Here is a 19,401-nt window from a genome sequence, read left to right on the forward strand (position 1 = left end):
GGTGACCGTCAGTCGGTGCCGGCCGCGCCGGCAGTGGCGTGCGCCTTGGCCGCGTCGGCCTTGGCGGCCGCCTTCTCGGCAGCCGCGGCCTTCTTGGCGTCGGCCTTGGCCTTGGCTGCCGCCTTCTTCTCCTCTGCCTTGGCCTTGGCAGCGGCCTTCTTGGCTTCGGCCGCAGCCTTCTTCGCCTCGGCCTTGGCCTTGGCGGCCTCGGCCTTGGTGGGCCCGTCGACCTTGGCCTGGTCGGCCTGTTTGTCGTCGGCCTTGGCGTTCGCGTCGACCTTCACCGCGTCGCCCTTGACCTCCGCAGGCTTGACCTCGGCAGCCTTGGCATCGGAAGCCGGAGCGTCCGCCACCTTGGCCGGCGAGTCGCCCGCCTGCGCCGCGGCCGGGGCCTTGGCCGCAACCGGAGCCGGAGCCGGACCCGAGAACGCGGCCGGCGACACCGCTGCACCCGAGTGCGCAGCCGGAGCCTCGGTGCCGGCCGCAGGCGCCGGCGGGTGCAGCTTCTTCTGCAGGTTGTCGATGGCCGTGGTGACCCCGCCGATGACCTGGGCATTGATGGCGCGCGCGAACTTGGCCGTCGAGAACAGCGCGTCGGCCGCACCATGGTTGATCGCGGTCAGGATCTTGCCGACGTCACCGGTCTTGAACGCCGTGGCGACGTCCTGCACCACACCGCCGAGCTGACGGGTCAGGGTGCGGACCTGCGTCAGCACCTGCTCGATCGGGCCCTTCTGCATGCCGGCGATCTCGACGCCGTTCCAGTTCACCAGGTTCCAGCCGTCCTCGGGGTTGCCCTCGACGACGACGTAGTTGGTGTTGGACAACGGATGCTGGGTGAACAGCATGATCTTCTGCTCGACGCTCAAATTCTTGGCGTTCATCATCGTCCAGATCATGATGGTGCCGCCGTGCGAGAACACCGCCGCATTGCGGTCGCCGTTGTCGTAGATCGTCTGCAGCGCACCGTTGACACGGTCCTGGAACTGATGTCCGTTGAGGCCCGTGGTGCTACCCGGTGCGCTCGGGATGAACGCGTCCAGGTTCGGGGTGATCGGGTTGAAGCTGACGTTCGGCGGCGGGGTCACCGACAGACCCGCCCACGCCAGCGGAGCCGTCAGGTAGCCGAACAGCGCTGCCCGTTCGGGCGTGCCCTCGTACATGCCGGCTTCGATCTCCTGGATGCCCGGCAACACCGTGATCGGCAGACCCAGATACTGCGACATGGGCACGGCCGTCTGCTGCGTCCGGACCATCGTCGAGGCGTAGATCGCGTCGTAGTTGTTGTCGCCGAGTTTGGCCGCGATGTCCTTGGCCTGCTGCTGGCCGAGGTCGGTCAGCGTCGGCCCGGGTGTCGAGGTGTCACCGACCCCCGACAGGTTGCCGTACGACTGACCGTGCCGGATGAACGTGATCGTCATGTTCTCGGCTGCCCATGCCGGCAGCGCCGACATGACCAGAAGGGCGCCCGCGGTCAGAGCGACACCGAGTCCCTTCAGCCCACGCGCGCGACGACGATGTCCCGCGCCTGAATTTGTGTGGTTAATGATGTCCTCACTGTCTCGGGGGGATATTTACCCGCGCGACAGTGCCAGCCCGGTAATGGTGATACAGGCCACAATCCCGGCCAGTGGACAGGTTTCGTCACAATTGACGAAACCTCGACGACGCAAATCGGCCCCCTTCCCGAGGGAGAAGGGGGCCGATCTGTGGTTACCCGACAGCGAGCTGTCAGTCGGTGCTTCCAGCGCTTGCGCCGGCAGTGGCCTTCGCAGACTCTGCCTTGGCCTTCGCCTCGGCCTTCTTGGCCTCGGCGGCAGCCTTCTTGGCGTCAGCCTTGGCCTTGGCCTCCGCCTTCTTGGCCTCGGCGGCAGCCTTCTTCTCCTCGGCCTTGGCCTTGGCAGCGGCCTTCTTGGCCTCGGCCGCAGCCTTCTTGGCGTCAGCCTTGGCCTTGGCCTCGTCGGCCTTGGTCTGGCCCTCCGCCTTGGCGGCATCGGCGTCGGCCTTGGCGTCGTCAGCCTTGGCCTGCCCCTCCGCCTTGGCGGCGTCGGCGTCGGCCTTGGCCGCCTCGGCCTTGACCTGACCGTCAACCTTGTTGTCCGACGCCGGAGCGTCCGCCACCTTGGCCGGCGAGTCGCCCGCCTGCGCCGCGGCCGGAGCCTTGGCCGCAACCGGAGCCGGAGCCGAGAACGCGGCCGGCGAGACCGCAGCACCCGAGGTCGGGGCGGTGGTCTGCGTGCCCGCAGCCGGAGCCGGCGGGGCCAGCTTCTTCTGCAGGTTGTCGATGGCCGTGGTGACCCCGCCGATGACCTGGGCGTTGATGGCCCGGACGAACTTGGCCGTCGAGAACAGCGCGTCCGCGGCACCGTGGTTGATCGCGGTCAGGATCTTGCCGACGTTGCCGGTCTGGAACGCCGCGGCGACGTCCTGCACCACCGAGTTGAGCTGACGCGACAGCGTGCGGACCTGCGTCAGCACGTTCTCGATCGGGCCCTTCTGCATGCCGGCGATCTTGACGCCGTTCCACTCGACCAGGTTCCAGCCGTCCTCGGGGTTGCCCTCGACGACGACAACGCCCGTGTTACCCAGCGGATGCTGGGTGAACAGCATGATCTTCTGTTCGGCGCTCAGGTTCTTGGCGTTCATCATCGTCCAGATCATGATGGTGCCGCCGTGCGAGAACACCGCTGCGTTGCGGTCGCCGTTGTCGTAGATCGTCTGCAACGCGCCGTTGACCCGGTCCTCGAACTGGTGACCGTTCAGACCGGTGGTCGGATCGGCCGCGGACGGGATGAACGCGTCCAGGTTCGGGGTGGTCGGGTTGAAGGCGATGTTCGGCGGCGGCGTCACGGTGATGCCCGCCCACGCCAGCGGTGCCGTCAGGTAGCCGAAGATGCCCGCGCGCTCCGGGGTGCCTTCGTACTTGCCGGCTTCGATCTCCCGCAGACCCGGCAACACCTGGATCGGCAGACCGAGGTACTGCGACAACGGCGTCGCCGTCTGCTGCGTCCGAACCATCGTGGACGCGTAGATGGCATCGAAGTTCCGGTCGCCCAGCTTGGCCGCGATGTCCTTGGCCTGCTGCTGACCGTCCGGCGTCAGTACCGGGCCCGGCACCTGAGTGTCGATGTTGCCCGACGTATTGCCGTACGACTGACCGTGCCGGATGAACGTGATCGTCATGTTCTCGGCCGCCCATGCCGGCAGCGCCGACATGACTAGAAGGGCGCTCGCCGTCAGTGCGACACCGAGTCCCTTCAGTCCTCTTGCGCGACGGCGCTTACCCGTCGCGTCTTCAGAATTCGTGTGGTTGATCATGTCCTCACCGTGTCGGGGATATTTACGCGCGCGATCGTGTCAATCCCCGGACGGTGACTCGGGCCACAATCCCGATGAGTGGACAGATTTCTCACAGTGTCGTTCATTTTCCGTTAACCAACGGCGCCGGCCCCGAAATTTGCCGGCAGAACAGGGAAAACGCCCTCGGCATCAGGCCGGTAGGGCACGGTGCGCGTCACCGCGCCGGCGGGCAGGGCACCGTACAGATGCGGGAAGAGCATCGAGGCCGGATCCGTAGGCACCCCGGGCTCCCAGCGAACCGGCGACCCGAGCAGGTCCGGGTCACAGACCAAGAGCAGCAGGTCGGACTGCCCGCGGTAGAGCCGATTGGCCGGCAGGTGGACCTGTTCCGGAGCCGACAGGTGCACGAACCCCACCTCGTCGAGTGAGGGTGGTCTGAGCTCGCCATCGAACTGGGCACGCGCCCAATCCGTTTCACTACACAGATGGACCAGGACTGTGGGCGCGGCGATCATGCGGTCAGCCTGCCGCGCCCGCAACTCCAGCGATAGGTGAGACACGACACACCCGTGAACACCTGGGGAACAACGCTGGAATCCAAATCGTCTGAGAGAGTAGAGATGTGTAACCGGCAAAGCGCCCAGGCGGCGACGAGCAGAAGGAGGCGCCATGAACGCAACTCTGACGGGCCCGGCACTGACACGGGCCGACCGCTGTGACCGGTGCGGCGCTGCCGCCCGCGTTCGCGCTACCCTGCCGTCCGGCATGGAGCTCCTGTTCTGCCAGCACCACGCCAACGAGCACGAATCCAAGCTGGTCGAGCTGGCCGCTGTGCTGGTGGTCAGCGCCGAGACCGAGTGACCCGCCGGTCACCTCAAATACGGTCCTGATGGGATCTCTTCGGTAATGCTGGTCTGGTCATGAACGACCAGACGAAGCCGATCAAGCCGACACGTCACCACGTGTTACGGGTCATCCGACGCGCACTGTCGAAAAGCTGGGACGACTCGATCTTTTCCGAGTCGGCTCAGGCTGCGTTCTGGTCGGCACTGTCCCTACCGCCCTTGCTGCTGGGCATGCTGGGCAGCTTGGCGTACGTGGCGCCGTTGTTCGGCCCCGAGACGCTGCCGATGATCCAGGAACAACTGATCGGGACGGCGAAGAACTTCTTCTCGCCGAACGTGATCAACGAGATCATCCAACCCACGGTGCGCGACATCGCCGTGGGCGCCCGCGGCGAGGTGGTGTCCCTCGGGTTCGTCATCTCGCTGTGGGCGGGCTCGTCCGCGATCTCGGCATTCGTCGACGCGGTCGTCGAGGCCCATGATCAGACGCCGTTGCGCCACCCGGTGCGGCAGCGTTTCTACGCGCTCGGGCTGTATCTCGTGATGCTGCTGTTCGTGATCGCGACGGCCCCGGTGGCCGCCATCGGACCGATGAAGATCGCCCAGCACATTCCCCAGACGTGGTCCAACGCGATGAAGTACGGGTACTGGCCCGCGCTACTGCTGGGCATCGTGCTGGCCGTGACCGTGCTGTATCGCGTTGCGCTGCCCCAACCGCTGCCGACCCATCGGCTGCTGTTCGGCGCGGTGCTGGCGACCGTGGTCTTCGTGGTGGCGACGGTGGGCCTGCGGTTCTATCTGACCTGGATCACCGCGACCGGCTACACCTACGGCGCGCTCGCGACGCCGATCGCGTTCCTCCTGTTCGCCTTCGCGCTGGGATTCGCCATCATGATCGGCGCCGAACTCAACGCGGCGATCCAGGAGGAATGGCCGGCGCCGGACACCCACGCCCGGCGCCTGCGCGAATGGCTCGAAGAAAAAGCCGAGACCCTCACGGGCGATCAGCCCACCGATCAACCAGCCGAGCGGGTGGCCGAGCCGCCGGCCTGACCGGTTGCGGCTATTTCTTCATCTGTTCGTAGATGCGCTTGCAATCCGGGCACACGGGCGACCCGGGCTTGGGTGACTTGGTCACCGGGAACACCTCGCCGCACAGCGCGACGACATGGGTGCCCATGACGGCACTCTCGGCGATCTTGTCCTTCTTGACGTAGTGGAAGTGCTTAGGTCGGTCGTCGTCCGTACCGTCGTCGACCTGTTCATCGGAATCGGTGCGTTCGAGGGTGTCGGTCTGCATGGATTCATTGTGGCACCTCAGGCGAACCGGTCGCGGCGGCACTGAGCCAGATGTGGGACAGTGGAGCTATGAAACACGGCCCTGAGCTGAGTTTCGACGACGACGGTCGGCCGGTCCTCATCACTCGCGCAGCACCCGCCTATGAGGAGCAGCACCGCGCGCGCGTCCGTCGCTACCTCACCATCATGTCGTTCCGCGTGCCGGCGCTGTTGCTGGCCGCACTGGCCTACAGCATCTGGCACAACGGCCTGATCTCGCTGGGCATCCTGATCGCATCCATTCCCCTGCCGTGGATCGCGGTGCTGATCGCCAACGACCGCCCACCGCGCACCGCGCAGGAACCGCGCCGCTACGACGCGGCCCGCCGGGCGCCGATGTTCCCCACTGCCGAGCGGCCCGCGATCGAGGACCGGCACCCCGTCATCGACGGGGATATCGAGTCTTGACCTCTACCTGAGTTTCCTTCTTTCTCCTTTCTAAGGACATTCTCAGGTCGACCTCGAAAAACCGCTGGTCAGAGGCCATGAGCCAAGAGGGCCTCGGGAACTTCTCCTGCCGCTGGGGCGTTGAAGCAAGTGACAGTTCGAGCTGAGCACGAGCAGGAGGCCGCAAATGGCAAACGCCACCACAAGCCGTATCGATTCCGATCTTGACGCCCAGAGTCCCGCCGCGGACCTGGTGCGCGTGTACCTGAACGGCATCGGTAAGACCGCTCTGCTCAACGCCGAGGACGAGGTGGAACTGGCCAAGCGCATCGAGGCCGGCCTGTACGCAGCCCACCTGCTGGAGACCAAGAAGCGACTCGGCGACAACCGCAAGCGTGACCTGGCCGCCATCGTCCGCGACGGCGAAGCCGCACGCCGGCACCTGCTCGAAGCCAACCTCCGCCTCGTGGTGTCGCTGGCCAAGCGTTACACCGGCCGCGGCATGCCGCTGCTGGACCTGATCCAGGAAGGCAACCTCGGCCTCATCCGGGCGATGGAGAAGTTCGACTACGCCAAGGGCTTCAAGTTCTCGACGTACGCCACCTGGTGGATTCGTCAGGCGATCACCCGCGGCATGGCCGACCAGAGCCGGACCATCCGGCTCCCCGTCCACCTGGTGGAGCAGGTCAACAAGCTGGCTCGGATCAAGCGCGAGATGCACCAGAGCCTGGGACGTGAGGCCACCGACGAAGAGCTCGCCGAAGAGTCGGGCATCCCGGTCGAGAAGATCAACGACCTGCTCGAGCACAGCCGCGACCCGGTGAGCCTGGACATGCCGGTCGGCACCGACGAGGAGGCTCCGCTCGGGGACTTCATCGAGGACTCCGAGGCGCTCTCTGCCGAGAACGCCGTCATCTCGGAGCTGCTGCACACCGACATCCGGCACGTGCTCGCCACCTTGGACGAGCGCGAGCAGCAGGTGATCCGGCTGCGGTTCGGCCTCGACGACGGCCAGCCCCGCACCCTGGACCAGATCGGCAAGCTGTTCGGCCTGTCCCGCGAGCGGGTCCGCCAGATCGAGCGCGAGGTCATGTCGAAGCTCCGCAACGGCGAGCGCGCCGAGCGCCTGCGGGCCTACGCGAGCTGATCGCCGCCACCCAACAACTGCACACCCTGGTGCCCGCCGGAATATCCGGCGGGCACCGTTTTTTCCGGCCGGTCTGCCCGCCGTTGTCCGCCGCAGGAATCACAGCGTCGATCGGCCGTGGTGGATGCCTGTTGACCCGGCCAAACCGGTAAGCTGGGCACCGGCGGAGGCCTGGAGGAATTTGGCATGAACGATCTGATCGATACGACCGAGATGTACCTGCGGACGATCTACGACCTCGAAGAAGAGGGCGTGGTGCCGCTGCGTGCGCGCATTGCCGAACGACTCGAGCAGAGCGGCCCCACCGTCAGCCAGACGGTGTCGCGGATGGAGCGCGACGGGCTGCTGCACGTCGCCGGTGATCGCCACCTCGAACTGACCGACAAGGGCCGCTCGCTGGCCGTGTCGGTGATGCGCAAGCACCGGCTTGCCGAGCGTCTGCTGGTCGATGTGATCGGCCTGCCGTGGGAGGAAGTCCACGCCGAGGCGTGCCGCTGGGAACACGTGATGAGCGAGGACGTCGAACGCCGGCTGGTCCAGGTGCTCGACAATCCGACCACCTCCCCGTTCGGTAACCCGATCCCCGGCCTCGCCGAACTCGGCGTCATCTCGACCGGTGACTCCGACGTCAGCCTCGTCCGGCTCACCGAGCTGCCCACCGGATTCCCGGTCGCGGTCCGCGTGCGTCAGCTGACCGAACACGTCCAGGGCGACACCGAGCTGATCGCCCGGCTCAAGGACGCCGGCGTCGTGCCGAACGCGCGCGTCACCGTGCAGGCCACCGAGCAGGGCAGCGTGCTGATCGTCATCCCCGGCCACGAACAGGTCGAGCTGCCGCATCACATGGCGCACGCGGTTCGCGTCGAGAAGGTCTGACCCGGGCCCACGAGGCTCACGCCGACCTGCCGAAGATGCGCCGCGGCGGCATCTGCACGCCGAGGCGCTCGGCCAGCTTGTAGCCCGTCAGCGCCAACTCGCGGATGCGGTCCGGCCGCATACCGTTTTGCAGGGCAGCGTCGAGCATGCCCGCCATCCGGTGCCCACTGTCGACGTCCAGTGCGGCCTGCAACGCCACCCCGGCGAGCGGTCCGTCGCCCCGGGCGTACGCGCTGAACGCCAGCAACACCAATACCTCCACCCGCCACGGCGCGGGCAGGGTGCGGGTCAGCGCGGCCCACACCGACTCGGCCGCGGCCGCGCGCTCCCCGACCGCCAACGCGTACAGCGTGTCCCGCACCCGCGAATCCGTCACCGCGCACGCCAGGCGCACCGCGTCGTCGTCGGGTAGTGGCGAGCCGTCCGGGGACCCGGTGGCACACGCCACCGCATGCTCGATATCGGCGCGCACCTCGGCATCGGGACGCCCGCGGTAATCCACTGTGGCAGCGCGCTTTTCGATCGCCGGCCGCAACGCCTCGGCACGCCGCGCGTCGGTGACGGCGACGACGTCGACGAGGTCCGCGCGCCGGGCGTAGAGGCGCCGGCCGTCGAGCACCGCGGCCATGGTGACGGGTGACGATTCGGGATCCTCGACGACGCCGGCGTTCCCGCAGCCGTCGGCGCACTGCCAGCGGCCGCCGGCCGCCACCCGGTCGACGACGTGCACCGCGAGCAGTTCGATGCCGCGCTCGGCCAGCGCCTCCTCGAGTTCGTCGGTCACGTCGCGGTACATGTCCGCGCACATCACGCAGTCGACGCCGTGTTCGTCGACGATCACCCCGACGGCGGCGTCCGCATCTGCCGCGGCGGCCATGCCGGAGAGATGGCCGAGGGCCTCGGGCAGGGCCTCGAAGAATCCTGCCGAGAGGTCCACGCGCAGGACCGCGCCCATCTCACCGCCGATGATGGTGACGAGGACCAGCGACTTCTCGGGCGCGAACCCCAGGACCGCGGGCACTGCCGCGATCAGGGCGCCGGGCCGGTTCAGTTGGAAATCGAATGAGCTGAAAGTTGTCATGCCCTGAACGTGGCAGCACGGTCCGTCAGGAATCGTCGGCCGACACCGCCGGCGACCCCGGCTGTGGATGAACTCGGATCTGTGGATAACGGGCCGCACCCGTGGTGTTTCCGCAAAGTTCGCCGATGATCCGGCTGCATGATCACGCGTGCCGTGCCAACCTGGCTGTCATGGGTTCCACGCAGGAGTTCGACCTCGTCGTCATCGGATCCGGTCCCGGCGGGCAGAAGGCTGCGATCGCCGCCGCCAAGCTGGGAAAATCCGTCGCAGTCATCGAGCGTGGGCGCATGCTCGGCGGGGTCTGCGTGAACACCGGGACCATCCCGTCCAAGACATTGCGTGAGGCGGTCGTCTACCTCACCGGGATGAGTCAGCGCGAACTGTACGGCTCCAGCTACCGGGTCAAGGAACGGATCACCCCCGCCGATCTGTTGCGCCGCACCACGCACGTCATCGGCAGGGAACAGGACGTGGTCCGCAACCAGCTGCTGCGCAACGGGGTCGAGCTGTTCGAAGGCCACGGCCGGTTCCTCGACCCGCACACCCTGGTCATCGAGGACCCCACCCGCGACGAGAACGTCAACATCAGGGCGCGGTATGTCGTCATCGCCACCGGTACCAAGCCGGTCCGTCCGGCCGGGGTGAAGTTCGACGAGGAACGCGTCCTGGACTCCGACGGGATCCTGGACCTCAAGAGCCTGCCGCAGTCGATGGTGGTGGTCGGCGCGGGAGTCATCGGTATCGAGTACGCGTCGATGTTCGCGGCGCTCGGCACCAAGGTGACCGTGATCGAGAAGCGCCCGACAATGCTGGACTTCTGCGATTCCGAGATCATCGAGTCCCTCAAATTCCACCTGCGCGACCTCGCGGTGACCTTCCGGTTCGGCGAAGAGGTGACCGCGGTGGACGTGGGTCCCGGCGGAACCTTGACCACGCTCGCCAGCGGAAAGCAGATCCCCGCCGAGACGGTGATGTACTCGGCCGGCCGGCAGGGGCAGACCGAGCACCTCGACGTCGGCCAGGCGGGCCTCGAGGTCGACAGTCGCGGAAGGATTTTCGTCGACGACAACTACCAGACCAAGGTCGACCACATCTACGCCGTCGGTGACGTCATCGGCTTCCCGGCGCTGGCCGCGACCTCGATGGACCAGGGCCGGCTGGCGGCGTACCACGCGTTCGGCGAGCCCTGTAAGGGCATGACCGACCTGCAGCCGATCGGCATCTACTCCATTCCCGAGGTGTCGTACGTCGGCGCCACCGAAGTCGATCTCACCGACAGCTCGATTCCCTACGAGGTCGGGGTGTCGCGCTACCGCGAACTGGCGCGCGGGCAGATCGCCGGTGACTCGTACGGCATGCTCAAGCTGCTGGTGTCCACCGAGGACCTGACGCTGCTCGGCGTGCACATCTTCGGCTCCAACGCGACCGAACTGGTCCACATCGGCCAGGCCGTGATGGGGTGCGGCGGGACGGTGGAATACCTGGTCGACGCCGTCTTCAACTACCCGACCTTCTCGGAGGCCTACAAGGTCGCCGCGCTCGACGTGATGAACAAGCTGCGGGCGCTGAACCAGTTCAGACGCTAGGCGCTGCAGCCGTCGTCAGGGGCGCCGGTGGCGCGGTCCGCGGGACCGCCCTCCTGGGCTCGCTGATACAGCAGCTGGATCTGCACATCGAAGGGTGACGAGTACGACACGTCGTTGCCGCTGCAGCCACCGCCCTGCAGGCCGCCGACCACTCCCCTGACCTCGGTCGCCGACACCCACGGCGAGCCGCTGGTGCCGTCGACCAGGCCCGGGCAGCGCAGCGCCGGGAACCCGCGGTCGGGGCGTGATGTCGGCGCACTACAGCTGACCTGGTCCCCGCCGTCACCGAGCGGGTATCCCGTCACCGTGATCGGAACGTCGGGGCCCGGTGCGGCGCCGAGCACGAAGCCGCCGCCGGCGTGACGTTCCAGCGTCTCGGTCGTGGCCGCGCCGCCGTGGCTGACGCGGGCGATCGCGTAGTCGGCGGCCGGGTCCTGGCTGCGAACCCAGCGCGGGTCCAGGTACACCGCATCGATGTGCCAGAAGTCGCCGGGCACACCGCCGCGGTAACCGGCGCGAACGTCGCGTCGAACGCCGCGTCCAGGCAGTGTGCGGCCGTGATGATCAGATTCCCGGCCAGCGAGTCGAGGACCGCGCCACTGCAGGTGTGCACGGAATCGCTGCCCAGGAACACCGCTCCGACGCGCGGATCGGGCCGGGGTCCCGGGACCACGGCCGCGCCGGCGGCGACCGTACCGGGGTCGCCGGCACGGGGATCGGCCTTGATCGCAGGCGGGCTGCACGCGGTGGCCAGCAGCGCGGCGAATGCGCTCACGGCCAGTCGGGTGCGAAGCATCTGTCCGATCTTGCCCGATACCGACGGCACGAGCAGCACCTGGTGCACCATGCGTACTGCGGGCCGACACCGGGAACAACACAAGAATGCGCGACACTTGTAGGAGACACATCCGGCGAGATGTGAACGCACGACGGCAAGGAGTGTGAAGGTGAGCGAGCACGACGGGAACGCGCGCAACGCGAGCGGCCAGCGGCCCGACAACAGCCGGGGCCAGCAGTATCAGCCCGAGCAGAGCGGTATGTACGAGCTGGAATTCCCCGCGCCCCAGTTGTCCGCCGCCGACGGCCGCGGACCGGTGATGGTGCACGCCCTCGAAGGCTTCTCCGATGCCGGTCACGCCATCCGGCTGGCCGCCGAGCACCTGAAGAACACGCTCGACACCGAACTGGTCGCGTCGTTCGCCATCGACGAACTGCTGGACTACCGGTCACGCCGGCCGCTGATGACGTTCACCACCGACCACTTCACCAAGTACGACGATCCCGAACTGAACCTGTACGCGCTGCACGACACCGCCGGGACGCCGTTCCTGCTGCTGGCCGGGATGGAGCCGGATCTGCGCTGGGAACGTTTCATCACGGCGGTGCGGCTGCTGTCCGAGCGGCTCGGGGTCCGGCAGATCATCGGGCTGGGCGCCATCCCGATGGCGGTCCCGCACACCCGCCCCGTCACCATGACGGCACACGCCGGCAACAAGGAGCTGATCGCCGATCACACGCCGTGGGTTGGCGAGGTACAGGTTCCGGCCAGCGTGTCGAACCTGTTGGAGTACCGGATGATTCAGCACGGCCACGAAGCCCTCGGCTTCACCGTGCATGTGCCGCACTACCTAGCGCAGACCGCGTATCCGCCCGCCGCCGAGGCGCTGCTGGGTGAGGTCTCCCGGATCGCGTCGCTGCAGATTCCGCTGCACGCGCTGTCGGAGGCGGGCGCCGAGGTGTACGCCAAGATCAGCGAGCAGGTGGAGGCCAGCGCCGAAGTCGCTCAAGTGGTCAGTGCACTGGAACAACAGTACGATTCGTTCGTCGCTGCTCAGGAAAATCGGTCGTTGCTGGCACGTGACGAGGAACTACCCAGCGGCGACGAACTCGGCGCACAGTTCGAGCAGTTCCTCGCCGAACAGTCCGGTGACGGATTCTCCGATCCCCAAGCCGGCGACGACGGCACTGTCGGCGACTGACCACGCGGTCGGCTTGGCCGACACCATGGGAAGGAGCTGGGACGATGTCCGATGGAAAGCCCAACCTGCACTCGGTGCGCGACGTGACGCCGCGGCTGGAGTACCGCACCATCCATGGTTACCGCCGCGCGTACCGGGTGGCGGGCTCGGGGCCGGCGATCCTGCTGATCCACGGCATCGGCGACAACTCCACCACGTGGGAAACCGTTCAGACGCGCCTCGCCCAGCGGTTCACCGTCATCGCCCCTGACCTGCTGGGCCACGGCCAGTCCGACAAGCCGCGCGCCGACTACTCGGTGGCGGCGTACGCCAACGGCATGCGGGACCTGCTCAGCGTGCTCGACATCGAACGCGTGACGGTCATCGGCCATTCACTGGGCGGCGGCGTGGCCATGCAGTTCGCCTATCAGTTCCCGCAATTGGTCGATCGCCTCGTGCTGGTGGGTGCCGGCGGTGTCACCCGCGACGTGAACATCGCACTGCGACTCGCGGCGCTGCCGCTGGGCACCGAAGCGCTGGCACTGTTGCGAATCCCGTTGGTACTGCCCGCCCTTCAGCTCGCCGGGCGTCTCGGCGGAGCGCTGCTCGGGTCGACCGGCCTGGGCCACGACCTGCCGAACATGCTGCGCATCCTCAACGACCTGCCCGAACCCAAGGCCTCATCCGCCTTCGCCCGGACCCTGCGCGCAGTGGTCGACTGGCGCGGCCAGGTGGTCACGATGCTGGACCGATGTTATTTGACCGAAGCCATTCCGGTGCAATTGGTTTGGGGCACCCAGGATGCCGTCATCCCGGCCGCCCACGGAGAACTCGCCCACGCCGCGATGCCGGGCTCCCGGCTCGAGTTCTTCGACAACTCAGGACATTTCCCATTTCACGACGACCCCGATCGGTTCGTGAAACTCATCGAGGAATTCATCGACACGACGGCGCCGTCGGTCTACGACCGTGATGCGCTGCGCGGACTCCTGCAGACCGGTGTCACCGCGAAGTCCATCGACGCCCCGCAAGATACGAAGTATGCGGTTCTCGACGCCATGGAGACCGACGAGCGCAGCGCGACCTAGCTGCCGTCAGCCCGACGACGTCACACCGCGGTGCGCCCGCAGCGCCTCGATTTCGCGTTCGAAGTCCTCCGCGGACGAGAATGAGCGGTACACCGACGCGAACCGCAGATAGGCGACCTCATCGAGGTCACGCAGAGGACCGAGGATCGCCAACCCGACCTCATGGCTCGGCACTTCGGGAGATCCGGTGGCCCGCACCGCATCTTCGACCTTCTGCGCCAACTGGTTCAGGGCATCGTCGTCGACCTGCCGCCCCTGGCAGGCGCGCCGTACGCCCTTGATCACCTTGTCCCGGCTGAACGGTTCGGTGACGCCGCTGCGTTTGACCACCGCGACGACTGCGGTCTCCACCGTGGTGAACCGGCGACCGCACTCCGGGCATGACCGGCGACGCCGAATCGCCTGCCCTTCGTCAGCTTCTCGTGAATCGACTACACGCGAGTTCGGATGCCGGCAGAACGGACAGTGCATCACCGCTCCTTCGCCGCACCGACAATCGACCGTTTCGAACGGTCTCGAGCCTACCCGTGCCGCTCTGACGCGGCCGGGCGCCGTGCCGATCGACGCGCGCACGGACTGTCCTCAGCCGACCGGCGCGATCAGCGTCTGCCCGGCGTTCAGGGCCACCGACGGGAGCTTGTTCAGCTCCTTGATGCGGTCGACGACGGCACTGACCGGCGCGTCGGGCGCCACCCGCCGCGCGACCTGCTGGATCGACTCCCCCGTCTGCACCCGGACCACCGCGAGCTGCGCGGGCACGGAGGCCGTCGAAGAAGTCGGCTGGACCGCTTCGCCGAACTGCGCCACCAGACCCAGCCACACCGTGATCCCGGCCGCGACCAGGGCCAGCATCACCGTGGTCAACGGGGTGATCGGATTGCGGCGGTGCGAGGCACGCGACGTCAGCACGCCCGTACCCCGGTGCCGGAAGGCCGCGCCCGAGGGACGCGCGCCGGCCGGCCGCAGCCGGGCCTGGCGGTGCCGGTTGACATCTGAACGCCGAGGCACGGTGCGGACGACGACGTCGGTCGGGTATTCGCGGGTGATGACGGTCATGTCGGTTCCTCTCAGGAGTTCGTACATAGGTTCGATCGCTCTTGTGTTCGACTATATCGCCCAAATGTTCGAAGGGTAGAACATGTGATCGAACTGTTGCGAACGATACGACCACCCACCGACAAGTTCCGTACCCCGACTCCGCCACCCCTTTCACGACGTCACCACCGGATCACGCCCGCGACACGCCGAGCCGCCCGATCTCGAACACATGTTTGATGAATCGGGTGCGCTGGGCTAGATTCGTCTCCATGAGCGACAGCACCGATACCCCGGACACCCAGGCAGGCGGACGGTCCAGCAGCCTCACCGAGCGCCAGCGGACCATCCTCGATGTCATCCGCACCTCGGTCACCACGCGCGGTTATCCGCCCAGCATCCGGGAGATCGGTGACGCCGTCGGTCTCACCTCGACATCGTCGGTGGCCCACCAGCTGCGCACATTGGAGAAGAAGGGCTACCTGCGCCGTGACCCGAACCGCCCGCGCGCGGTGGACGTGCGCGGCGCGGACGATTCGACCGGAGCCACCATCACCACCGATGTCGCCGGTTCGGACGCGCTGCCCGAGCCGACCTTCGTCCCGGTGCTCGGCCGGATCGCGGCCGGTGGCCCGATCCTGGCCGAAGAGGCCGTCGAAGACGTCTTCCCGCTCCCCCGCGAACTCGTGGGCGAGGGCTCGTTGTTCCTGCTGAAGGTCGTCGGCGAGTCGATGATCGACGCCGCGATCTGCGACGGCGACTGGGTCGTCGTGCGGCAGCAGAACGTGGCCGACAACGGCGACATCGTCGCGGCGATGATCGACGGCGAGGCCACGGTGAAGACCTTCAAGCGCACGAAGGGCCAGGTGTGGCTGATGCCGCACAACCCGGCGTTCGATCCGATCCCGGGCAACGACGCGGTCGTACTCGGCAAGGTCGTGACCGTCATCCGCAAGATCTGACGCCGGCCAGACCTACAGATGAGCCCCGCTGCAGTCGCTCGCAGCGGGGCTCAGTCGTGACTCCGGTCAGCCGCGGATGAACCCGTTGGTGACCGCGAATTCCTCACTGGCAAACCAGATTTGGACAGGCGCCTCGGCATATCCGGGAGACCCCGGCACCCAGTACAAACCCGACTCCGTATTGGCCTTGATGTCATAGCCCTCGGGCGGCTCGGCACCGGTGGCCACGCGGAACGACATCTGCGCGGTCTCGGGTTCCTCGGCCCCCAGCGCATGGTGTCTGCCGCTGGCGGGACCGGCCACCACCGTCTCCTCCGGCGGTGTCGCGACCGCAGGCGGCTCGTGCACAGGAGGCTCGTCCACGGGCGTCTCGGTGGCCGGTTCCGCTGCCGGTGTCTCAGCCGCCTCGACCTCGGGGGCCTGTTCTTGCGGCTCGGGCGCGCACTCGTCACCGGCCTGGGCGTCGGCGTCGCGGCCGTCGGCCGGCGCTGCCCAGACGCGGTCGCCGGGGTCCCGGGGCCGTAGGCCCGCGAAGCCCGCCAACCCGGCCGCGGTGAGGCCTGCCGCCGCACCGCCGCGACGCAGGGCGTCGGGCAGTTGCACCGATGTCGTCGGCTCGTCGGCGGATTCGTCGGCGTCCGGCTCCGGCTCCGGCTCGGTGGGCTCGGCCGCGTCCACCGGCTGGGCCTCGGCTTCGGCCTGCGCCTCGGGCACCTCCTCGGACCGCTCACCCTCGGCCGTCTCGGCCGGCGTTTCAGTGGGCTGTTCGGCCGTGAAATCCGGGTACACCGTCGGCGCGGTGTCGATGACATCAGGGTTGCTCTGGAACGCGGGGCCGCCGTGCGGGTTGTCGAACTGCTGGTCCTCGGCCGCGTACTCGTCGCCGTACTCGCTGTCGGCGCCGCCATCGGCATACTGCGGGTCGCCGTACTCGCCGTCGCCGAACTCGTGGTCGTCGTAGTCGTACGCGTCCTGGTCGTCGATGGCGTCCTGACCGGCATTCCGCCGGCGCCGCAGCAGTGCCGCGATCACGATGCCGACCACCACCAGCAACAGCGGGATGATCGCCAGCAGCCACCACCAGTGGAACTGGTACCACTTGCCGGACTCATCGGCCTGCGAGGTCACGCCACCCGGCAGATCGACACTGGGCACCTGGAGGCCGCTCAGTTGCGACGCCAGCTCGGCGGGCTCGGTGCTGAACGCCCGGGTGGACTTGTTCCACGAGATCGAACCGCCGGTGAACTTCTGGCTGACGACGTCGCCCTTCCAGGACTCGTCGGCCGTGGGTACGCCGAGCTTGCCGGTGGCGCCGCCGAGCTTGTCCCACGCCGCGTTCATCGCGCCACGGACGACGAACGCGCCGTGCTCGGGCGTCCAGAAGATCGCCGGGTTGTCGGCTGCGGCGAAGGTGGCGATCCGGCTCGTCGGGGAAATGCCGCCGTCGGTCTCGTTGCTCGCCGGGAAGCCGAGATCGCCCTGCGGTCCGCCGGCCGCGCGGTACTTGGCCAGCACATCGCCGGTGATCGCGTGCGCCCCGGTTGCCGGCGAATAGAAGATGGTGCCGCCGGCGAAGTTCTGTGCCACGCCGTCGCCGACCTTGTACTGGGCCCCCTGCTCGTCGCCCAGCGTGCCCTGCGGCCCGCCGGCCGCCCGGCGCGCCGCGGCGATGGCCGTCGTCGCGTCGCCCGGCACGTCCAGCCCGGTCAGTTGGCCTGCCAGGTCAGCGGGCGTGGTGGTGAACGTCTTGGTCTTGGCGTTCCAGCTCACCTCACCGCCGGTGAAGGGCTGGGTGACGACGTCGCCCTTCCAGGACTCGTCGGCCGTGGGTACGCCGAGGGTGCCCGCCGAACCGCCCAGCTTGTCCCAGGCGGCGTTGATGGCGCCGCGAACCACCCAGGCGCCATTGTCGGGCGTCCAGAAGATGACCGGCTTGTCGGCCGCGCTGAACGTGCTGTTCCGGCTGTCGGTGGCCTTGCCCGCACCCTCGTCGATGGTCGGGAAGCCGAGATCGCTGTCGGCAGCGCCGCCCAGCGCCTGGTACTTGTCGAGAATCGCGCCGTAGATGAGATGAGCGCCGGTGCTCTCGCTGAAATAGATCTTTCCGCCCGCGAAGTTCTGCGCGAACCCCGCGCCGACCTGGTAGACGTCGCCGTCCTTGGCGCCCAGCTCACCTGTGTCACCGCCCGCGGCATCCCAGGTGTGGGATATCGCCGCGTCGGCGTCGCTTTCCGGTGTCGCAAATGCCGTCGGCGCCATGAGCAATGCCACCGCGACAGAAAGGGCACCGATACCAGCCCATCCGCCGCGGGTTCGCAGCCCGGTCATCGAATTCCTCCCGCGGTCGGCAAAACTCCGGACACAATTCCGTCAGACAAACTCTCTTGATCGAGAGATTCTGTCAACTTTGCTTCAGTTCATGCCCATAGTGCGGGATATCCGGCGGTGACGCACCAGTGTGTCGCGGATCGATTTGCGAATAAATTCCGCATGGTCAATTAGTTAAACGCCCAATCCGCGCCCGATGATCTCCTTCATGATCTCGGTGGTGCCGCCGTAGATGGTCTGGATCCGCGAGTCCAGGAATGCCCGCGCAATGGGATATTCGCGCATATAGCCGTAGCCGCCGTGCAACTGCAGGCAGCGGTCCACCAGCCGGACCTGCGCCTCCGTCGAATACCATTTGGCCATCGCCGCCTGGTCGATTGTCAGCTTTCGATCGAGATGCAGGCGAATGAACTCGTCGACCATGATTCGGACGGCCGTGGCCTCGGTCGCCAGTTCCGCCAACACGAATCGACTGTTCTGGAAGCTGCCGATCGGCTTGCCGAACGCCTTACGCTCCTTGGCGTATTGCAATGTCGATTCCAGCACCGCCTCCATCGCCGCAGCAGCCATCACGGCGATGGAAATGCGCTCCTGGGGCAGGTTCTGCATCAGATAGACGAATCCCATGCCCTCGACGCCGAGCAGATTCTCGACCGGGACTTTGACATCGGTGAACGACAATTCCGCGGTGTCCTGCGCGTCGAGGCCGATCTTGTCGAGGTGACGGCCGCGTTCGAAACCCGCCATGCCACGCTCGACCACCAGCAGGCTGAAGCCCTGTGCGCCCTTGTCCGGATCGGTCTGTGCGACGACGATCACCAGGTCGGCGTGAATACCGTTGGTGATGAACGTTTTCGAGCCGTTGAGCACGTAGTGGTCACCGTCCCTGACCGCGCGGGTCTTGATGCCCTGCAGGTCACTGCCGGTGCCCGGCTCCGTCATCGCGATGGCGCAGATCAGTTCGCCACTGCAGAACCCGGGCAGCCAGCGCTGCTTCTGCTCGTCGTTGGCCAGCTCCAGCAGATACGGCGCGATGACGTCGTTCTGCAGCGTGAAGCCCAGACCGCTGTGGCGTCCCGCCGCGGTCTCCTCGCTGACGATGACGTTGTAACGGAAGTCCGGGTTCCCGCCGCCGCCGTACTCCTCCGGCACGGCCATGCCGAGAAAGCCCTGCTTACCCGCCTCGCGCCAGACCTCGCGGTCGACGATCTTGGCCTTCTCCCATTCCTCGCGGTAGGGCTCGGCGTGCCGGTCGAGGAACGCGCGGTACGACTCCCGGAACAACTCGTGCTCAGGTTCGAACAACGTGCGGTCGTACTTGATGACACCCATGCGAGACCTCCGGTACTGGATAAGTTTGCACCAACTTATCCCAACCGGACGGTTGGTTGTGAGCGGGCCCACACCCGGCGCGTCGCCGGGCACGAACTACCGCGACTGGCTACGTCCCGACTGGCTACGTCCCGACTG

The 19,401-nt window shown here is 67.3% G+C and carries 19 protein-coding genes; 9 read left to right on the top strand and 10 right to left on the bottom strand.

Features of this window, described 5'->3' with window-relative positions; translation table 11 throughout:
• Positions 1 to 8: 8 nt before the first annotated feature.
• The 3 genes from ACJH7A_RS16935 to ACJH7A_RS16945 all read right to left on the bottom strand — a co-directional run bounded on the left by ACJH7A_RS16935 (position 9) and on the right by ACJH7A_RS16945 (position 3,815).
• A complete protein-coding gene (locus tag ACJH7A_RS16935; RefSeq protein ID WP_406802382.1) occupies positions 9 to 1,454 on the bottom strand; it encodes a histidine phosphatase family protein in 1,446 nt (481 codons plus the stop codon).
• A gap of 277 nt (positions 1,455 to 1,731) precedes the next feature.
• Entirely contained in the window at positions 1,732 to 3,318 is a 1,587-nt protein-coding gene (locus ACJH7A_RS16940) for a histidine phosphatase family protein (protein WP_406775687.1), read from the bottom strand.
• 113 nt (positions 3,319 to 3,431) lie between these two features.
• The gene (locus ACJH7A_RS16945; protein ID WP_318984396.1) at positions 3,432 to 3,815 is read right to left on the bottom strand and encodes a DUF952 domain-containing protein; all 384 of its coding nucleotides are present in this window, start codon (positions 3,813 to 3,815) and stop codon (positions 3,432 to 3,434) included.
• Positions 3,816 to 3,969: 154 nt separating this feature from the next.
• Here ACJH7A_RS16945 and ACJH7A_RS16950 point away from each other — a divergent pair, with 154 nt between their 5' ends.
• On the top strand, positions 3,970 to 4,161 hold the full coding sequence (locus tag ACJH7A_RS16950) for a hypothetical protein (RefSeq protein WP_212811709.1): 192 nt from the start codon (positions 3,970 to 3,972) through the stop codon (positions 4,159 to 4,161).
• Positions 4,162 to 4,220: 59 nt separating this feature from the next.
• On the top strand, positions 4,221 to 5,198 hold the full coding sequence (locus tag ACJH7A_RS16955) for a YihY/virulence factor BrkB family protein (protein ID WP_406775686.1): 978 nt from the start codon (positions 4,221 to 4,223) through the stop codon (positions 5,196 to 5,198).
• A 10-nt stretch (positions 5,199 to 5,208) separates the two neighbouring features.
• Here the strand turns inward: ACJH7A_RS16955 and ACJH7A_RS16960 are convergent, their stop codons facing one another.
• Positions 5,209 to 5,445, bottom strand: a complete 237-nt coding sequence (locus ACJH7A_RS16960) for a DUF3039 domain-containing protein (protein ID WP_029105322.1) — start codon at positions 5,443 to 5,445, stop codon at positions 5,209 to 5,211.
• A gap of 50 nt (positions 5,446 to 5,495) precedes the next feature.
• Between ACJH7A_RS16960 and ACJH7A_RS16965 the strand changes: the two genes are divergently transcribed.
• The 3 genes from ACJH7A_RS16965 (at position 5,496) to ACJH7A_RS16975 (ending at position 7,893) form a co-directional block, all read left to right on the top strand.
• Positions 5,496 to 5,891, top strand: coding sequence for a DUF3099 domain-containing protein (locus ACJH7A_RS16965; RefSeq protein ID WP_212811711.1), 396 nt, complete (start codon positions 5,496 to 5,498; stop codon positions 5,889 to 5,891).
• A 166-nt stretch (positions 5,892 to 6,057) separates the two neighbouring features.
• The gene (locus ACJH7A_RS16970) at positions 6,058 to 7,017 is read left to right on the top strand and encodes a sigma-70 family RNA polymerase sigma factor (protein ID WP_212811712.1); all 960 of its coding nucleotides are present in this window, start codon (positions 6,058 to 6,060) and stop codon (positions 7,015 to 7,017) included.
• 186 nt (positions 7,018 to 7,203) lie between these two features.
• On the top strand, positions 7,204 to 7,893 hold the full coding sequence (locus tag ACJH7A_RS16975; RefSeq protein WP_212811713.1) for a metal-dependent transcriptional regulator: 690 nt from the start codon (positions 7,204 to 7,206) through the stop codon (positions 7,891 to 7,893).
• 16 nt (positions 7,894 to 7,909) lie between these two features.
• Here ACJH7A_RS16975 and ACJH7A_RS16980 read toward each other — a convergent pair whose 3' ends face one another.
• On the bottom strand, positions 7,910 to 8,974 hold the full coding sequence (locus ACJH7A_RS16980) for a DUF4192 domain-containing protein (RefSeq protein ID WP_212811714.1): 1,065 nt from the start codon (positions 8,972 to 8,974) through the stop codon (positions 7,910 to 7,912).
• A 170-nt stretch (positions 8,975 to 9,144) separates the two neighbouring features.
• Between ACJH7A_RS16980 and sthA the strand changes: the two genes are divergently transcribed.
• Positions 9,145 to 10,560, top strand: coding sequence for a Si-specific NAD(P)(+) transhydrogenase (gene sthA / locus ACJH7A_RS16985; protein WP_212811715.1), 1,416 nt, complete (start codon positions 9,145 to 9,147; stop codon positions 10,558 to 10,560).
• Here the strand turns inward: sthA and ACJH7A_RS16990 are convergent.
• Positions 10,557 to 11,057 carry a hypothetical protein gene (locus tag ACJH7A_RS16990; protein WP_406802383.1) on the bottom strand — a complete coding sequence of 167 codons (501 nt, stop codon included), beginning with the start codon at positions 11,055 to 11,057 and terminating at the stop codon, positions 10,557 to 10,559. The two genes, sthA and ACJH7A_RS16990, sit on opposite strands and share 4 nt — an antisense overlap.
• Positions 11,058 to 11,597: 540 nt before the next feature.
• Between ACJH7A_RS16990 and ACJH7A_RS16995 the strand changes: the two genes are divergently transcribed.
• Together ACJH7A_RS16995 and ACJH7A_RS17000 are read left to right on the top strand one after the other, a co-directional pair.
• Positions 11,598 to 12,539: a proteasome assembly chaperone family protein gene (locus ACJH7A_RS16995; protein ID WP_212814839.1), complete on the top strand. Its 942-nt coding sequence runs from the start codon at positions 11,598 to 11,600 to the stop codon at positions 12,537 to 12,539.
• Between the two features lie 44 nt (positions 12,540 to 12,583).
• Positions 12,584 to 13,606, top strand: coding sequence for an alpha/beta fold hydrolase (locus ACJH7A_RS17000; protein WP_406775685.1), 1,023 nt, complete (start codon positions 12,584 to 12,586; stop codon positions 13,604 to 13,606).
• A gap of 6 nt (positions 13,607 to 13,612) precedes the next feature.
• Here ACJH7A_RS17000 and nrdR read toward each other — a convergent pair whose 3' ends face one another.
• The gene (gene nrdR / locus ACJH7A_RS17005) at positions 13,613 to 14,077 is read right to left on the bottom strand and encodes a transcriptional regulator NrdR (RefSeq protein ID WP_138248984.1); all 465 of its coding nucleotides are present in this window, start codon (positions 14,075 to 14,077) and stop codon (positions 13,613 to 13,615) included.
• 111 nt (positions 14,078 to 14,188) lie between these two features.
• Positions 14,189 to 14,662, bottom strand: a complete 474-nt coding sequence (locus ACJH7A_RS17010; protein ID WP_212811718.1) for a LysM peptidoglycan-binding domain-containing protein — start codon at positions 14,660 to 14,662, stop codon at positions 14,189 to 14,191.
• Between the two features lie 251 nt (positions 14,663 to 14,913).
• Between ACJH7A_RS17010 and lexA the strand changes: the two genes are divergently transcribed.
• The gene (gene lexA / locus ACJH7A_RS17015; protein ID WP_212811719.1) at positions 14,914 to 15,603 is read left to right on the top strand and encodes a transcriptional repressor LexA; all 690 of its coding nucleotides are present in this window, start codon (positions 14,914 to 14,916) and stop codon (positions 15,601 to 15,603) included.
• Between the two features lie 66 nt (positions 15,604 to 15,669).
• Here the strand turns inward: lexA and ACJH7A_RS17020 are convergent, their stop codons facing one another.
• Both ACJH7A_RS17020 and ACJH7A_RS17025 read right to left on the bottom strand, forming a co-directional pair.
• Positions 15,670 to 17,931 carry a hypothetical protein gene (locus ACJH7A_RS17020; protein WP_406775684.1) on the bottom strand — a complete coding sequence of 754 codons (2,262 nt, stop codon included), beginning with the start codon at positions 17,929 to 17,931 and terminating at the stop codon, positions 15,670 to 15,672.
• 174 nt (positions 17,932 to 18,105) lie between these two features.
• Positions 18,106 to 19,263 carry an acyl-CoA dehydrogenase family protein gene (locus ACJH7A_RS17025; RefSeq protein WP_212811721.1) on the bottom strand — a complete coding sequence of 386 codons (1,158 nt, stop codon included), beginning with the start codon at positions 19,261 to 19,263 and terminating at the stop codon, positions 18,106 to 18,108.
• Positions 19,264 to 19,401 lie beyond the last annotated feature (138 nt).

Source organism: Mycobacterium sp. SMC-17, from assembly GCF_045310915.1.
GTDB lineage: Bacteria > Actinomycetota > Actinomycetes > Mycobacteriales > Mycobacteriaceae > Mycobacterium.

What these genes read in the sequence shown, in the direction of transcription:
- ACJH7A_RS16950 (WP_212811709.1), top strand. Translation starts at nt 3,970, where the DNA reads ATGAACGCAACTCTGACGGGCCCGGCACTGACACGGGCCGACCGCTGT.
- ACJH7A_RS16980 (WP_212811714.1), bottom strand. Translation starts at nt 8,974, where the DNA reads ATGACAACTTTCAGCTCATTCGATTTCCAACTGAACCGGCCCGGCGCC.
- nrdR (WP_138248984.1), bottom strand. Translation starts at nt 14,077, where the DNA reads ATGCACTGTCCGTTCTGCCGGCATCCGAACTCGCGTGTAGTCGATTCA.
- lexA (WP_212811719.1), top strand. Translation starts at nt 14,914, where the DNA reads ATGAGCGACAGCACCGATACCCCGGACACCCAGGCAGGCGGACGGTCC.
- ACJH7A_RS16960 (WP_029105322.1), bottom strand. Translation starts at nt 5,445, where the DNA reads ATGCAGACCGACACCCTCGAACGCACCGATTCCGATGAACAGGTCGAC.
- ACJH7A_RS17020 (WP_406775684.1), bottom strand. Translation starts at nt 17,931, where the DNA reads ATGACCGGGCTGCGAACCCGCGGCGGATGGGCTGGTATCGGTGCCCTT.
- sthA (WP_212811715.1), top strand. Translation starts at nt 9,145, where the DNA reads ATGGGTTCCACGCAGGAGTTCGACCTCGTCGTCATCGGATCCGGTCCC.
- ACJH7A_RS17000 (WP_406775685.1), top strand. Translation starts at nt 12,584, where the DNA reads ATGTCCGATGGAAAGCCCAACCTGCACTCGGTGCGCGACGTGACGCCG.
- ACJH7A_RS17025 (WP_212811721.1), bottom strand. Translation starts at nt 19,263, where the DNA reads ATGGGTGTCATCAAGTACGACCGCACGTTGTTCGAACCTGAGCACGAG.
- ACJH7A_RS16995 (WP_212814839.1), top strand. Translation starts at nt 11,598, where the DNA reads ATGTACGAGCTGGAATTCCCCGCGCCCCAGTTGTCCGCCGCCGACGGC.
- ACJH7A_RS17010 (WP_212811718.1), bottom strand. Translation starts at nt 14,662, where the DNA reads ATGACCGTCATCACCCGCGAATACCCGACCGACGTCGTCGTCCGCACC.
- ACJH7A_RS16955 (WP_406775686.1), top strand. Translation starts at nt 4,221, where the DNA reads ATGAACGACCAGACGAAGCCGATCAAGCCGACACGTCACCACGTGTTA.
- ACJH7A_RS16935 (WP_406802382.1), bottom strand. Translation starts at nt 1,454, where the DNA reads ATGTCGGCGCTGCCGGCATGGGCAGCCGAGAACATGACGATCACGTTC.
- ACJH7A_RS16975 (WP_212811713.1), top strand. Translation starts at nt 7,204, where the DNA reads ATGAACGATCTGATCGATACGACCGAGATGTACCTGCGGACGATCTAC.
- ACJH7A_RS16965 (WP_212811711.1), top strand. Translation starts at nt 5,496, where the DNA reads ATGTGGGACAGTGGAGCTATGAAACACGGCCCTGAGCTGAGTTTCGAC.
- ACJH7A_RS16945 (WP_318984396.1), bottom strand. Translation starts at nt 3,815, where the DNA reads ATGATCGCCGCGCCCACAGTCCTGGTCCATCTGTGTAGTGAAACGGAT.
- ACJH7A_RS16940 (WP_406775687.1), bottom strand. Translation starts at nt 3,318, where the DNA reads ATGATCAACCACACGAATTCTGAAGACGCGACGGGTAAGCGCCGTCGC.
- ACJH7A_RS16970 (WP_212811712.1), top strand. Translation starts at nt 6,058, where the DNA reads ATGGCAAACGCCACCACAAGCCGTATCGATTCCGATCTTGACGCCCAG.